Origin of the sequence: Reichenbachiella sp., assembly GCF_039941815.1 — a bacterium.
GTDB lineage: Bacteria > Bacteroidota > Bacteroidia > Cytophagales > Cyclobacteriaceae > Reichenbachiella.
The window spans coordinates 1-15594 of the sequence record NZ_JBDVDW010000055.1 but is presented as its reverse complement, the minus strand read 5'-3'; the positions used below and the strand labels follow the sequence as shown (position 1 = coordinate 15594).

Genomic DNA, 15594 nt, shown 5'->3' with positions numbered 1-15594 from the left:
AAGCTATAAAGCGCAAAGAAAGAGGCACTTATATTGAAGAGGCATAGCACCGCTATGGTGATTCAATAAATATATGTTAAGTGTCTATTTCAAAGTGCTTTATGATTGGAATAGATTATCTAATGCATATTTCAGGTTTAAGCTAGTGTTTTGATCTTCTCCAGGATATACGCTCGCTCCAATTCATTTTCAATCATTTCCAACCCCTGAGTATAGGCCAATTTGGCATCTTGAATGCAATCGTTTTTTTCGAGTAGATAGCCTTTAACGACGTAAAGCAAGTAATAATTGCTCAGAAATCCGGTCTTCTCTATCTCTGAAAGTTCTTCTAAGGCTATTTCCAAACCTTTGATTTTGGATAATGGTATAAGACGATTGAGTTGGGCAACAGCAGATGGATATCTTAGAATCAGAGCATCATACAGATTAAGTATGGCTTCCCAATTGGTCTGGGCATAAGAGCTGGCACTGCAATGAATAGATGAGATGGCTGCTTGCAAATGATATTCAGAATATACAGGCTTCTCCACTGCCCTGTTTAGATAAAAGTGCCCTGTTTTGATCATGTCTTGATCCCATGTAGACCGATCCTGATCCTCCAAAGAAATCACAAATCCACCTTCGCTCAATCTGGATGCAGACCTGGCAAGGTGAAAATACATAAGTGCTTCCAGCGCATTCGCCTCTGGTAGATTTCCCAGTTCGGCCTCGAGCAGTAATTTATTGAGACGAAGAGCTTCAATACAAAGATCAAAATTCAATATTTTTTCACCTGAGCTCGGTTTATATCCTTCGTTGAACACTAAATATATAACCTTCAAGATGACCGCTACTCGTTTTTTTAGCTGGGTTGGAGGAGGAAGCTCAAAATCTGCATTCTCTTCTATTAATTTCTGACGGGACCGAGTATAAGCTTTAGCAATAGCTGCTTCAGATTTAAACAAACAGGCTGCTATCTCTTTCACGCCTAACCCGCACAATACCTTGAGTGCTAATATGATTTGGTTTTCAATATTAAGCTTCGGGTGGCAGCAGGCAAAGAGCATTTTCAATAGCTCATCCTTTAGTACATCGTCAGGATTAATATCCGAATCGAATACGGCGTTGTCAAATTCATGGGTGCTGTCCTCGGTATATTCCTGTTTAGACAGGCGACGCAATTGGTCTATCATTCTATTGTTTGCCACTCGATAAATCCAACCCGCCGGATTCGTTGGTATTTCCCCATATGGCCACACTTGCATGGCTTTGTACATGGCTTCTTGCACCGTGTCTTCTGCGAGTGTCAGATGGTAAGATCCATACTTATTGACTAACAGAGACACGATCTTTCCATATTCTGTTCGGAATAAGTTGTCAACTAAGCGGTTGGAAAATTTTGTATGTGTCAAACTAAATATGTTACTCTGATGGTCCAGTTATAGGTTTAATGCAAGAAGGAAGTGAGATTCTTTCACTTCCTTCTTCCCAATATTTGTACCGATCACATGTCCATTGGAAGCAATTCTCTCACTTCTACGATTCCATCATGCTCGAAGATTGGGCATTGCTTGGATATATCAACAGCTCCATCCAATGTCTCAGATTTCACAATTAGATATCCTCCTACCACCTCTTTTCCTTCGGCAAAGGGACCATCGGTAATAACAGCGCCTGCATCACGCACCACTTTACCTCCTTTATCGAGTGGAAGGCCACCCACCAATTTGTTGTCTTCAGCCAATCCCTGCATCCACACGCCCCATTTTGCCATGTGAGCCTGCATTTCCTCTGGTGTCTGATCAGATCTGGCGGCATCGCCGCCTCTAAATAAAAAAAGATACTCTTTCATTGTATATGTGTTTAAGATTATAAATTATTCGATTCAAGCCAAGTAATCAAGGGATTCATATAATGATCATCCCATCCTCGTACTAAATTATCATAAGATTCTGGCGGAATATCCTCATGAAGCAGAGTTACAGCTATCCCTTTTTCCAATTCTGTCCAGCTAAAAATTACTCTGGAATAACCCGCCCATTGATTTTCCTTCCACGACTGTATCAGCTTAGTATCACTCACCTCCACATTGTAGCCTACTATACTATCTCCCCATAGGGAAAACGATTGACCCTCGTCCCTCCCCATTATAGCGGGAGCGCCTGACCACTGACTTACCATAGTCTGATTGGTGAGTGCTTCAAGAAATGCCTCAGCGCTGGTGTTGACCTTGTATTTCTTTTCTATTCGTGACATTAATCCATGCTTGTGAATAAGAGACGATCGACCTCAATGGGTCAGGACATGATGTGGAAAAAAAAGATTTGCGAGGCTGTAATCATTCAAAAGAAAAGTTAGATTTACCCTTGCATAGCGAGTGTATGCTATTTGCCTAGAACATAATCCAAAATGAAATACTTACCTATCGGCAAAGACTTATTCGTCACGAATCGAAAAAAGATTAGCGCCCGATTAAAACCAAAATCAGTAGCTATTTTCAACTCCAGCGATATAATGCCAACCTCAGCGGATGGCACTCTTCCGTTCAAACAGGACGCGAATATTTTGTATCTCTCTGGGATAGATCAGGAAGAGTCAATCTTATTGATTGCACCTGACTATCAAGATGAAAAACTGCGAGAGGTCCTCTTTCTTCGGGAGACCAACGAAAATATTGCCGTTTGGGAAGGTCATAAATATACCAAAGATGAGGCTCGTGAAGCATCTGGCATCCGGACTGTAAAGTGGCTCAATGAGTTCGAATCCACTCTGAATACGATCTTGGCCGAAACTAATCATATTTACCTTGATTCCAATGAGCATATTCGAAACGGGTCTCAGGTGGAAACCAGAAATGATCGATTCGTCGAGTGGTGCAAAGCCAACTATAAACTACATGAGTATGAGAGAATTGCACCTCACATCTACGATTTGCGAGCAGTCAAAGAGCAGCGTGAGATAGACATGATTCAACATGCTTGTGATATCACGGAGATTGGATTTAGGAGAATATTAGAATTCACCAAACCAGGGGTCTGGGAATATGAGCTTGAAGCTGAGCTTTCTTACGAATTTTTAAGAAACAGAGCCACTCGTTTTGCATACGACCCTATTATAGCATCAGGAGCAAACTCATGCGTGCTACACTATGTTGATAATAATATGCAATGCAAGGATGGAGACATCATCCTATTCGATGTAGGAGCAGAATATGCCAACTACAATGCTGATATGAGTCGAGTTATCCCTGTAAATGGGAAATTCACCAAACGACAACGACAAGTTTACGATGCTGTACTAAGAGTAAAAAATGAAGCTACCGATCTCCTGATACCAGGAAATACAATCCCAGAATATCACAAGGCAGTTGGAGAAATCATGGAGCGTGAGCTTATGGCCTTGGGTCTGATTAGCAAATCCGACATAGAAAATCAAGACGCTAATTGGCCGGCTTATAAGAAATACTTCATGCATGGTACCTCTCACCACCTGGGTCTAAATGTCCATGACGTAGCCAGTGTCTACAAGAAATTTGAACCCGGAATGGTTTTTACGGTGGAACCAGGCATCTACATACCTAAAGAAAACATAGGAATCCGGCTAGAGGACAACGTGGTCATCAAGAAAGATGGCCATCTAAATCTGATGAGAAACATCCCTATTCATGCCGAAGAAATAGAAAGTTTGATGAATCCATAATTCTATAAAATGAAAGAAGAATCTATTAAAAATTCCGATCAGGCTCCTGAACCAGTTGGACTCTATCCACATGCGAGAAAAGTAGGTAATTTGCTATTTCTATCTGGTGTGGGACCGAGAGAAAAAGGCACAAAAAAAATTCCTGGTGTAGAGGTTAACGCACAAGGCGACATGGTCTCTTATGACATCGCCACACAGTGTCATTCTGTATTCAAAAACATCAAACTCATTCTTGAAGCCTCAGGATCATCTTGGGGTCAGCTGATAGACGTCACGGTTTTTCTTACAAACATGAAGGATGATTTTAAAATTTATAATGAGATCTACGCAGAGTACTTCAAAAGCAACCAACCTTGTCGTACTACGATAGAAATCAACTCGCTTCCCACTCCTATAGCCATTGAGTTGAAGTGCGTGGCTACCATAGACTGATCAAAATCGGTGTTTTTTTTGTGTATTGAAGCTTTTTTGAGCACAGAAAAAATAAATGTATATTCGGTGAAATAATTCAACAACCAAAACAATAAACTATTATGAATTTCACCGTAGTACATCAGGAGAGTTATTCTCGTGGAGAACTTCTTCTGAGATCCTTTTTAGGATACTTCTATATTGTAATCCCCCACATGTTTATTTTGGCCTTTTTGGGGTTATGGGGATCGATTCTCACGTTCATTTCGTGGGTCATCATTATGTTCACTGGCAGCTATCCTGAGAGCTTCTTTCAGTATCAGGTAAAACTCTTAAAATGGTCTACCAGAGTCAATCTAAGGATATATAATCTAGCCGATGGATATCCTGCCTTTGGTCTGGAAAGCGAAGACTCTGCCTTTACCTTAGACATTCCCTATCCAGAAACGTTGAGTCGATCTACTCAACTTCTAAAATTATTATTTGGAGTTATTTATGTCGCCATTCCTCATGGATTTCTATTGTTATTCAGAATGATAGCCACAATGTTTCTTATGTTTCTGGCTTGGTGGACGGTACTTTTTACAGGTAAGTTTCCTGAAGCCTGGCATGAGTTTATCGTAGGCACCCTCAGGTGGGGAATTCGTCTACAGCTATATCTTGGGTATATGTCAGATGATTATCCTCCATTTTCAGGGAAGTAGTCAATGGAATACCATGATTTAGAACAACCTGCTCAACTGAGCAAAAAGGAGAAGGAAGATGCCATGGGAGCTTATCTCATGATGTTTGCTGCTATAGGAGCAGGTCTTCCTCTTCCTATTATCAATCTCATCGCTTCTGTTATCTACTACTTTGTACAGAAAAATAATACTCGATTTGTACGATTTCACAGTCTTCAATCTTTGTGGAGTCAAATTCCAACTACCCTGGTGAATGCCGGAGCAATGTATTGGACACTACAGATTTTTTTCTTTGAAAATCATTCGACCTCCGATCTCTATTTCGGATATCTGATCATGATGGTAGTATTAAACTTAATTTACTTTGCTTTTAGCATCGTAGGAGCTGTACAGGCTAGAAACGGAAAGATGTATTATTTCCTTTTCTTTGGTAAACTCTGCTATCATCAAGTCTATCAGATCAGAGAGATCAATGAAAATGATTCGGCTAATGTCAATCTACCACCAAGATTATGAGATCAAGTGCACTTAAAGAGCTTGGTATCCTTTTAGGTATATTTCTGCTGGTTTGGCTGGGGTTTACTTATTATGACTATGAATCCATCGAAAACCCTTTTGCCATTTCGATAGAAAAAGAAGCTCAACTTTCAGAGTATATGGAAGACTTTCTGCATACTGATTTTGAGAGGGTTGAAAATCCAGCACTGGATTCGTCGATTCAAATAATAGCAGATCGATTGCTCGCTCACTTAGACTCTCCCAAGTATGCTTATCAGTTTCATTTGATTAATGACTCCGAGGCCAATGCTTTCACCACCCTAAACGGAAATATTTACATTTTCTCCGGCCTGATAGAAGAAGTAAGTTCGGCCGAGGAATTGGCCCTGGTAATGGCCCATGAGATCGGTCATGCAGAAAACAGACATGTGATTAATAAACTGATCAAAAACATTGGGATTGAGGCTCTCTTTAGCATTGCTACTGGTGGGGATCCGGTACTACTGTCGGAGATAAGCAAGCTGACTATGTCGACCTCCTTCGACAGGATGAACGAGGAGGAAGCCGACGATTTTGCACTTGACCTGGCGTACAAAAGTGAATTAAATCCAAGACGGCTGGCACAATTTTTCTTGAAGCTAAAAATCAAAGGGGAATCAGATATCATGGATAAGATCAACTTTATCAGTACTCACCCTCTTGGAAATGATAGAATAAAAAAGTCATCAGACTTTGAATTGCCTGATGACTTTGTAGAAAAACCTATATCTCTGGATTGGGATATAGTCAAATCGTATTTATAGTTTAAACCTGGATTATGCGTTAGGAATCGTGATGAAAGCATAAAGCGCAAAGAAAGAGGTACTTATATTGAAGAGGCATAGCACCGCTATGGTGATTCAATAAATATATGTTAAGTGTCTATTTCAAAGTGCTTTATGATTGGAATAGATTATCTAATGCATATTTCAGGTTAAATACTGCTGACTTCTGCTTCTCTATGAATTTTCTTGACTAGTCCCTGCAAAACCTTGCCAGGACCACATTCCACAAAAGTAGTAGCCCCGTCTGCTACCATCTGCTCTACCGATTGCGTCCACCGAACAGGAGCAGTAAGCTGAATGATTAAGTTGGATTTGATCTCCTCAACATTACTATGAGCAGCAGCATCCACATTTTGATAAACCGGACAGATCGGCGCAGCAAAATTAGTAGATTCAATGGCAGAGGCTAGTTGCTCTCTGGCTGGCTCCATCAGTGGAGAATGGAAAGCTCCACCCACCGGTAGCGGCAAAGCCCGCTTAGCGCCTGCCTCTTTCATTTTTTCACAAGCCACCTCTATTCCCTTGTTTGATCCGGAGATCACAAGCTGACCTGGACAGTTGTAGTTGGCCGCCACGACCACATCTTCAATACCAGAGCAGATATCCTCAACGATAGCATCGTCTAATCCCAAAATAGCCGCCATCGTTGATGGGTTGAGCTCGCAGGCCTTTTGCATGGCCTGCGCACGTTGAGACACCAACTTCAATCCATCCTCAAAGGTCAGAGTTCTGTTCGCCACAAGCGCCGAAAACTCACCCAACGAGTGCCCAGCAACCATGTCTGGCTTAAAATCATCTTTGATTAGAGCTGACACTACCGAATGAATAAAAACTGCAGGCTGTGTCACCTTGGTTTCTTTCAATTCTTCTGCGGTGCCTTCAAACATTATTTTGGTGATTCCAAAACCTAAAATTTGATCTGCGCTATCAAATAGAGTTTTTGCTTTACTAGAACTGTCGTATAATTCTTTACCCATTCCGGTAAACTGAGCGCCCTGCCCTGGGAAAATGTATGCTTTCATTTTGATTTAGATTATGATATTAGGTCGCAAACTTAATTCAAAACAATCATTCTAAAAATCGGCTTTTCGATTCTGGCCCTGGAATCATACAGGCATCGGTCGTTCCCATCAGCGCATATCTATGCTTAGCGATTTTGTTATATCCCCAATCCGTCAGAATGGAAGGCAACAGACTGAAAACGACAACTATCCGCCACGGCATTTTTAAAAAATTTGAGATTTTGAACGCGGCTTTCGAGTGGGAATAAAGATTATTATTTTCTAAGTACAGCAGACTCTCAGTGTAGTCTTCGGGCAGATTATATTTCAACAAAATGGATTTACCCAACTCGGATTGAAGTGCCGTAAAACGTAACTTTTCATTACGCTCATGATCCAGAATGAAATTTACTGAATGATTACAAAACCTGCAGACACCATCATAGAGAATCAGATGATTTACTTCACGATCTGAACCCATCCTTTAATGGTCTTTTCTTTTTTCTCCTCATCCAACACATCGAATGTCACATCTGCGCCATAGAAATATACCCCGGCAGGAAGTTCTCTCCCATTATTATTCACACCTCTCCAGTTGATCAAGGTGCCATCGTTATTTTGTCCCTCGCCAATTGGACTATCTGAGTCAAAATCGAATATGACTCCCCCTGATCGGTCGAAGACATGGAATTTGACTCTATCTACAAATCGAAGGCATTTCGAATTGTCGAAGTTGGCAATATCCTGACCATTTGCACGATCAGCAAAGGCAGTAAATGTTTCATTTTTAGACTGCCCATCACCATCTGGAGAAAAGGCATTTGGCAAGACATAATTGGGACAGTTGTCTGCGCATATAGTCTGCTCTTCGTCCCAATTCCCCTCATTACCAGCTTTGTCAACTGCGGTAATTCTATAGCACCCTTTGAAAGAACCTATACCCGTATGCGTAAAACTATCTCCCTGTACTTCAGCCACATAATCCTCTCCAAATACACCGAAACCCTCTTCCGTACCATCTACCGAGAAGTAAATCCTAAATGCCTTTACATCATTGTCGCAATTATCAAAATCATAGTTCCAGCTCAAATCTCTAAAATAAGTTGAGAATGAACATTTCTGACCAGCGAGGAATGACTCACAGTCAAAATCTTCATCAAACGTCAGCAGCGGCGCGCAATTGGGTGCCACTCCATCATCGAGTTGTGCTGAATTAAACTGAGATTTATTGATAATCGGCGACTCAATCAAATCATTGCCGTAGCTTCCTTTGGTTTCCACATAGTAGAAGTATGGGATATCAGGACTCAGCGGATTATCATCAGTGCTTAGATCTTCATAGTATAAACCGGTAACAGAAGCATCTACTGTAGCTAGTAATTCAAAATCAGCAATTGTTAGATCTTCTTCTGCAATAAATCCGTCGTCTGCATATCTATATATGTTATGATAATATGTATCAGCAGCATCGCCAGTCTCTGGTTGTACAATATTGGACCATGGCGTGAGTGCCTCCCAATTCAATGTAATCGATTCAGTGGTCGAACTGGTCTCGAGCCATACCGTCGATGCGGGAGCCGACCAATCCACCACATCATTTTCAGCATCGGATATAAGGTTCATATTAATGACATAATGATACGTACTCTGCTTGGTATCCAGACCTGAATCCACATATGACAAAAAGTCCAGCGCTGGGTTTCTGGGGATATCAATGGCAAGGGTATCGGGATTTGTCAATCCACCCTGCCCGTCAAATCGCACAATTTGATACTCATAATCGTCCAAATCCAGGTCCTGTGGAAGTTGCCATTTTATAAATACTTGTCCATCATCATCTCCTGTTTCTTCGACGTCTACCTCCACAATTACAGGTGCTGTCAATCCCATTTCCACACAGGCCTCAATAGAAGCGTAACTTTCTCCACCAGCCGGCTCAGGAAAAATAGCCACAATTCGATAGCAGTATTCGGCACCTGGTGCAAGGCGTTGTCCATCATTGTCATCCAGATAGGTCGTGGTGCTTACATCTACAGTATCTATCAATTGATACCCGGCAGATTCTGGAAGGCCGACATTGCAATCTTCTGCAAGAAAATTGTATGAATCTACTCTCCTCCAGATTTGTATATCGCTGGCTCCTACACAGCCAGAATATGAATCCCAATTGAGCTCCACTGATCTGCCCGGCTGAGCTAAACCTGAAAGTCCGGTTGGTGCTGGGGCAACCACGGTTATGTTCCAAGTCTTGAAATCTACCAGTTTCGGCCCAAGCTCCGGGCTATCAGTAGCTTTCAGTTGAACTTCGTAAGGTCTGCGTCTCACCAGTTGACATGAGGTGTTCCAATTGAAAGTGGCGCTAGCCGGTGAATCCTGAAATACGGCCGGATCCGGTGACAGCGTCGCACTACGAGACTCCTGTTGGAAAGGGCCACCAAAGGCTTCAATTTTTATTTGATGACCATCAGGATCTGTAGCCGTGATAATTTCATTGATAGTTGTGCCCGCTTCCACACATAGATCTGGCGGCGGTGTGATTTCTGGCCGTTCGTTGTCCGTGTCCTCTATGATGATTTGCATATCTCTGGTCAGGGAGCCAAGTAGAAACCATTCTCCTTCAATGTTTCGCCATTCATCTACGATAAAGGCAATGTTATACTCACCAGGAGCACCTGGTGCATCCCATAGAAGGTTGCCGGTAATTGGGTCTATGGTAAAGACCGGAGTATCATTCTGATCTTCGTTACCCGTTAAAAAATTACCATCGTAGAACTCGGGATCAGCCGGTGACAAATAGTTGTTTACCTCACGGTCAAAAGACTGCTTTGGTACTGTGATTCTATATGAAAGGCTGTCTCCATCACTGTCATACGCTCCGGGATTATGCAGGAAAGCCGCTCCAACTGCTCCTTTGTCAATCGGCGGTACTAAAAAGATGGGTGTATTGTTGAGTCCTACAAATGGATCTATCAAAATGGTAGTTTCGATATAAAAAGGAGTATCTACAGAATTGGACATGTTCTGAACTCCCGCATTTCTGTTTCTTTCATTGTAACGAACTGTGTATTTGCCTGGTGCAGAAAACGTATGGGTAATTTCGAAGAAATTATACGCGACCTCATCCTCCAGAGGTGTCGTACCATTGCTATCTGATCCTTCCGTGAGATTGACTACCGTACCATCACCAAAGTCAATATCTCCGCCCCCAAAAATCACGGAAGAGCCGGTATCTGTATATCCGATTACGGTGAATTTGTAGGTTAAGCTGGAATTAGAAGTCCGGACGGCTACTATTTCTCCTGCTCTAATATGTGTGGCCAGGGCTCTGTGAATGCAGAAAACTAGTGATAAGCACAACAACCCAAATATTCTTAGAAATGAACGATATGTCATCAAAGTCAATGGTTTATAAACAAGGTTCTAAGGTGAAACAACCCTTTCAACTCATTCCCTACTATTTTTGTTCCAAACTCTTTTGATTCTCAAAAGAATCTTTAGCATTAAAGATATAAGATAAACGGCAGTCATGGTTAAAATCATGTGCCAATCTTAAATTAATTTGAGTATCAATATTTATGAAATATTATAAATAGACGCTCTAATTTATAATTAGTCTAAATACCAAAACTCAATTTCCTAATCCATTGCTTGCTATCCACCCCACCTATATATTTGGGGAACATTTAGCATCCAAATTTTCAACACTTATAGTATGAGTTGGTTTACACAAACACTAACAGGCAGCGTCGGCAAAAAACTACTGATGGCACTGACTGGGCTATTTTTAATTTTGTTCTTGGTAGTACATCTGGCCGGAAATCTACAGCTACTTTTTAATGACGATGGCCAAGCCTTTAATATGTATGCGCATGGCATGGCTAACAATCTGTTTATCAAGGTAGTCTCCTATGGAAACTTCTTTTTCATTTTGGTACATGTAATTGATGGTTTCATTCTGACTTTCAAAAACAAAGCGGCTAGAAAAGTTCGATACAAAGTCCCAACCAAGGACTCAAAGAGTAGCTGGGCTTCTAGAAACATGGCACTGTTAGGTGTCATTACGCTAGTATTTATAATAGCTCACTTAAAAGGATTCTATTATGAATTCAAGTTTGGAACAATCCCTCTTACAAGTTACGATGGAGTAGAATACAAGGATGTATATCAAATTGTACAGGCATTGTTCTTGGACCCGATCTATGTTGGATTTTATGTGATTTGTATGATTTTCCTTGGATTTCACCTGTCACACGGATTTTCGAGTGCATTTCAGTCCATGGGACTTAATCATAAAAAATACACGCCATTCATTACAAATCTTGGAATACTCTATTCTATCCTGATTGCAATAGGATATGCCAGTATTCCGATAGTCATGTTTTTGAAAGGATAAATAAATTTAGAAAAAATTAAGACCTATATATAATGGCTTTAGATTCCAAATTACCTGAAGGACCGTTAGCTGAGAAGTGGACCAAACATAAGTTCAAAAGCAAACTGGTCAACCCTGCCAACAAAAGAAAATACGATGTAATCATAGTCGGAACCGGGCTCGCTGGAGCTTCTGCGGCTGCCTCTATGGGCGAGCTAGGTTACAATGTGAAAGCATTCTGCTTTCAGGACAGCCCTCGCCGAGCACACAGTATCGCTGCTCAAGGCGGTATCAACGCTGCAAAAAATTATCAAAACGACGGAGACTCGGTATTCAGATTATTCTATGATACCATCAAGGGTGGAGACTATCGCGGTCGCGAAGCAAACACCTATAGACTAGCTGAGGTATCAGTCAATATCATTGACCAATGTGTTGCCCAAGGTGTGCCATTCGCCAGAGAATATGGCGGTACTCTTTCTAACCGATCTTTCGGTGGAGCTCAAGTCTCGAGAACTTTCTACGCACGGGGCCAAACTGGACAACAACTTTTATTAGGTGCCTATAGCGCACTAAGCAGACAAGTAGCATCTGGTAAAGTTCAACTTGAGGCCCGTACTGAAATGTTGGATGTCGTTGTAATAGATGGCAAAGCCAGAGGGATTGTCACAAGAAATTTAATTACAGGCAAAATCGAATCGCACAGTGCTCATGCAGTAGTATTGGCGACTGGCGGATATGGAAACGTATTTTTCTTATCCACTAATGCAATGGGATCAAATGTAACTGCAGCGTGGAGAGCGCACAAAAAAGGTGCATTCTTCGGCAATCCATGTTACACACAAATCCACCCTACTTGTATCCCTGTGTCAGGCGATCATCAGTCAAAATTGACTCTGATGTCCGAGTCTCTTCGTAACGATGGGAGAATTTGGGTTCCAAAAGAGGCCATGAAAGGATTGAAAGCGGCCGATGCAGCCAAAATAGCTGAGGAAGACAGAGATTATTACCTGGAGAGAAAATACCCAGCCTTTGGAAATCTTGTACCTAGAGATGTAGCGTCAAGAAATGCAAAGCAGATGTGTGACGAAGGCCGTGGCGTCGGTGCTACCGGGCTAGCCGTATTCCTTGATTTCGCAGATGCGATAAAGAGAGACGGTCTGGATACGGTCAAAGGCAAATATGGCAACCTATTTGACATGTACCAGCAGATCACAGGAGACAATCCATATGAGATGCCTATGATGATCTACCCGGCGGTTCATTATACCATGGGAGGACTTTGGGTCGATTACAATCTCATGACCACTGTGCCGGGCCTATATGCAGCAGGAGAAGCCAATTTCTCTGATCACGGAGCCAATAGACTTGGCGCCAGCGCATTGATGCAAGGATTGGCTGACGGATATTTTGTATTGCCTTATACAGTTGGTGATTATTTGGCTGATGTCCCTTACGATAAAATCCCGACTGATCATGAAGAATTCAAAAAGGCTGAGTCAGCAGTAAAAGAAAGAATCAACAAACTTCTGAACATCAACGGTGAGAAAACTGTAGATGACTTCCATAAGGAACTTGGTCATATCATGTGGGAATACTGTGGAATGGCTAGAAACGAAGAAGGTCTGAAAATTGCCAAAGGCAAGATCAAAGCATTAAAGGAAGAATTCTGGACTAACGTAAAAGTACTAGGCGATAACGAGGAGATGAACATGTCTTTGGAAAAAGCCAACAGAGTAGCAGATTTTATTGAGCTAGGAGAATTGATGATCGACGATGCTCAAAACAGAAAAGAATCTTGCGGCGGTCACTTCCGTGAAGAGTCGCAGACTCCTGAAGGTGAGGCCTTAAGAATAGATGATGAATTTTCTTATGTAGCGGCCTGGGAATATCAAGGTGACGACAATGAAGAAAAACTGCATAAAGAGCAGCTCGAATTCGAAAATGTGAAATTGACTCAAAGAAGCTATAAATAAGAACTGATATGAATCTGAAATTGAAAATCTGGAGACAGAAAAACGCTAAAGATAAAGGTGCTTTCGAATCATACGATGTTTCGGACGTATCGCCGGACATGTCATTTCTTGAAATGCTTGATGTATTGAACGAGAATCTGAGCAGAGAAGGAAAAGACCCTGTACACTTCGATCATGATTGTAGAGAAGGTATATGTGGTATGTGCTCGCTGTATATAAACGGCAAGCCACATGGACCAAAAGACGCAGTAACTACTTGCCAACTTCACATGAGATCATTCAAAGATGGCGATATAGTTGTGATAGAGCCATGGAGAGCAGCTGCTTTCCCTGTTCACAAAGATTTGGTAGTAGACAGAAGTTCCTTCGACAGGATTATCCAGGCTGGAGGATATGTAAACGTCAATACTGGCGGCGTACCTGATGCCAACGAGATTGCTATTCCGAAGGTAATCGCAGATGAAGCAATGGATGCCGCTCAATGTATCGGATGTGGTGCATGTGTGGCCGCCTGTAAAAATGCATCAGCGATGCTCTTCACGGCAGCTAAAGTCTCTCAATTAGCTTTGTTGCCTCAAGGACAGGTAGAACGCCACTCCAGAGTGGAAGCCATGGTAGCACAGATGGAGGAAGAAGGATTTGGCAATTGTACCAATACTCAGGCTTGTGAGGCCGTTTGTCCAAAAGAGATCAGCGTCACTCACATTGCAAGACTGAACAGAGAGTATCTGGCAGCCAAGGCTTCCTCAGATAATATCTAGCAGATCTTACAATATCAATAACGTCATTGCGAACGCGGTGAAGCAATCTCAGCAAATCATGAGATCGTTTCATTTCCAGTCTACTTACAGGCAAGGTCGCAATGACGTTTTTTATTTTGACCCAATCAAAATAACTTGGCCTCATGGGTTCTCCGCTTGTTTCAGTCATACTCCCTTATTACAACGCTGGAAAAGCATTGGCATTAGCCATAAACAGCCTACTCAACCAAACATTCTCAGACTTTGAACTCATCCTGGTCAATAATAATTCTATAGACAGTAGTATCGATGTGGCTAAAAGATTCGCCGCATCAGATCCAAGGATTAGGCTCATGCAAGAACCACAGCAAGGTGTAGTCTTCGCAGCCAACACTGGCATGCTCAAGGCCAATGGCAAGTATATTGCTCGAATGGACGCAGATGATGTGGCACATCCCGAAAGACTGAAATTACAATTTGACCATTTGGAATCTAATCTCGATATTTCTATTTCGGCAACTCAAGTCAAATACAAAACAGAAAACGAAAGTTTGAAGGACTTTTCACACTTCGTGGACTGGAGCAATTCACTAACCTCGTGGGAAGACATTCAGCAAAATCTATTTGTTGAGTTTCCAGTCATCAATCCTACACTCATGTTTCGTAGGTCTATGCTAAGAGAAATAGGTGATTTAAAAGATGGTCATTTTCCAGAAGATTACGAATGGTTCCTACGGGCTATTGAGATCGGTCATAAAGTCGAAAAACTCCCAATCCCCTTACTCGATTGGCAAGACAGTGAAACAAGACTCACAAGAACTGATTCACGCTATGAGTCTGATGCCTTTTTCCAGATTAAAACTGAATATCTGGCGAAGCGTTTGAAAACTATTGATCAAACCAGAGTCTGGATCTGGGGAGCAGGTAGACTGGGGTATAAAAGAAGCCAATTATTACTCAATGAGGGAATCGAAATCGCCGGATATATTGATATTAAAAAAGAGAAGCAGCTGACAGACTACCCATGTATACATTTTGAGGAAATCGACAGAAATCTTCAACCTTATATTATCAGCTACATTTCTAATCGCGGCAAACGAGAAGAAGTCAGAAGTTTTCTAAATGCAAAGGGATATCACGAAGGAGTCAATTACATCATAGCCGGATAAAGGTTGTAGCGTTTATAAAAAAAAATCTGGGCCAATGAAATTATAATATTGTGGAAAACTTCGCTGGATTCTGCACCGTTTATCCTTTCAAATTTTCTAGTTTTAACCTGGATTATGCATTAGGAATCGTGATGAAAGCTATAAAGCGCAAAGAAAGAGGCACTTATATTGAAGAGGCATAGCACCGCTATGGTGATTCAATAAATATATGTTAAGTGTCTATTTCAAAGTGCTTTATGATT

15 protein-coding genes are annotated in these 15594 nt (G+C 41.6%); 9 read left to right on the top strand and 6 right to left on the bottom strand.

Annotated elements, in window-relative coordinates:
- Positions 1–137 precede the first annotated feature (137 nt).
- The 3 genes from ABJF11_RS11945 to ABJF11_RS11935 form a co-directional block, all read right to left on the bottom strand.
- Entirely contained in the window at positions 138–1391 is a 1254-nt protein-coding gene (locus tag ABJF11_RS11945; RefSeq protein WP_348120088.1) for a sigma-70 family RNA polymerase sigma factor, read from the bottom strand.
- 92 nt (positions 1392–1483) lie between these two features.
- Positions 1484–1831: a YciI family protein gene (locus ABJF11_RS11940; RefSeq protein ID WP_348120087.1), complete on the bottom strand. Its 348-nt coding sequence runs from the start codon at positions 1829–1831 to the stop codon at positions 1484–1486.
- A gap of 17 nt (positions 1832–1848) precedes the next feature.
- Complete coding sequence (locus tag ABJF11_RS11935; protein WP_348120086.1) at positions 1849–2235, bottom strand: SRPBCC domain-containing protein; 387 nt, start codon at positions 2233–2235, stop codon at positions 1849–1851.
- A 153-nt stretch (positions 2236–2388) separates the two neighbouring features.
- On the opposite strand from ABJF11_RS11935, the gene ABJF11_RS11930 reads away from it, so the two are divergent.
- From ABJF11_RS11930 to ABJF11_RS11910, 5 genes are all read left to right on the top strand, one after another.
- Entirely contained in the window at positions 2389–3678 is a 1290-nt protein-coding gene (locus ABJF11_RS11930) for an aminopeptidase P family protein (protein WP_348120085.1), read from the top strand.
- 9 nt (positions 3679–3687) lie between these two features.
- Positions 3688–4110 carry a Rid family hydrolase gene (locus tag ABJF11_RS11925; protein WP_348120084.1) on the top strand — a complete coding sequence of 141 codons (423 nt, stop codon included), beginning with the start codon at positions 3688–3690 and terminating at the stop codon, positions 4108–4110.
- A 101-nt stretch (positions 4111–4211) separates the two neighbouring features.
- Entirely contained in the window at positions 4212–4793 is a 582-nt protein-coding gene (locus tag ABJF11_RS11920) for a DUF4389 domain-containing protein (RefSeq protein WP_348120083.1), read from the top strand.
- Positions 4794–4796: 3 nt separating this feature from the next.
- The gene (locus tag ABJF11_RS11915; RefSeq protein WP_348120082.1) at positions 4797–5288 is read left to right on the top strand and encodes a DUF4870 domain-containing protein; all 492 of its coding nucleotides are present in this window, start codon (positions 4797–4799) and stop codon (positions 5286–5288) included.
- Positions 5285–6073, top strand: a complete 789-nt coding sequence (locus ABJF11_RS11910; RefSeq protein ID WP_348120081.1) for a M48 family metallopeptidase — start codon at positions 5285–5287, stop codon at positions 6071–6073. The genes ABJF11_RS11915 and ABJF11_RS11910 overlap by 4 nt, the downstream gene beginning before the upstream one ends.
- Before the next feature lie 170 nt (positions 6074–6243).
- On the opposite strand, the gene fabD is transcribed toward ABJF11_RS11910, so the two are convergent.
- The 3 genes from fabD to ABJF11_RS11895 are packed head-to-tail and all read right to left on the bottom strand — an operon-like array spanning position 6244 to position 10488.
- Positions 6244–7116, bottom strand: a complete 873-nt coding sequence (fabD, locus tag ABJF11_RS11905) for an ACP S-malonyltransferase (protein WP_348120080.1) — start codon at positions 7114–7116, stop codon at positions 6244–6246.
- A gap of 46 nt (positions 7117–7162) precedes the next feature.
- Positions 7163–7576, bottom strand: coding sequence for a DCC1-like thiol-disulfide oxidoreductase family protein (locus tag ABJF11_RS11900; protein WP_348120079.1), 414 nt, complete (start codon positions 7574–7576; stop codon positions 7163–7165).
- Positions 7555–10488 carry a gliding motility-associated C-terminal domain-containing protein gene (locus ABJF11_RS11895; RefSeq protein WP_348120078.1) on the bottom strand — a complete coding sequence of 978 codons (2934 nt, stop codon included), beginning with the start codon at positions 10486–10488 and terminating at the stop codon, positions 7555–7557. The genes ABJF11_RS11900 and ABJF11_RS11895 overlap by 22 nt, the downstream gene beginning before the upstream one ends.
- Positions 10489–10807: 319 nt before the next feature.
- Between ABJF11_RS11895 and ABJF11_RS11890 the strand changes: the two genes are divergently transcribed.
- The 4 genes from ABJF11_RS11890 to ABJF11_RS11875 all read left to right on the top strand — a co-directional run bounded on the left by ABJF11_RS11890 (position 10808) and on the right by ABJF11_RS11875 (position 15352).
- A complete protein-coding gene (locus ABJF11_RS11890) occupies positions 10808–11488 on the top strand; it encodes a succinate dehydrogenase cytochrome b subunit (protein ID WP_348120077.1) in 681 nt (226 codons plus the stop codon).
- A gap of 32 nt (positions 11489–11520) precedes the next feature.
- Positions 11521–13443, top strand: coding sequence for a fumarate reductase/succinate dehydrogenase flavoprotein subunit (locus ABJF11_RS11885; RefSeq protein WP_348120076.1), 1923 nt, complete (start codon positions 11521–11523; stop codon positions 13441–13443).
- A gap of 8 nt (positions 13444–13451) precedes the next feature.
- Positions 13452–14204 carry a succinate dehydrogenase/fumarate reductase iron-sulfur subunit gene (locus tag ABJF11_RS11880; protein WP_348120075.1) on the top strand — a complete coding sequence of 251 codons (753 nt, stop codon included), beginning with the start codon at positions 13452–13454 and terminating at the stop codon, positions 14202–14204.
- A gap of 143 nt (positions 14205–14347) precedes the next feature.
- Positions 14348–15352, top strand: coding sequence for a glycosyltransferase family 2 protein (locus tag ABJF11_RS11875; protein WP_348120074.1), 1005 nt, complete (start codon positions 14348–14350; stop codon positions 15350–15352).
- Positions 15353–15594: the final 242 nt, after the last annotated feature.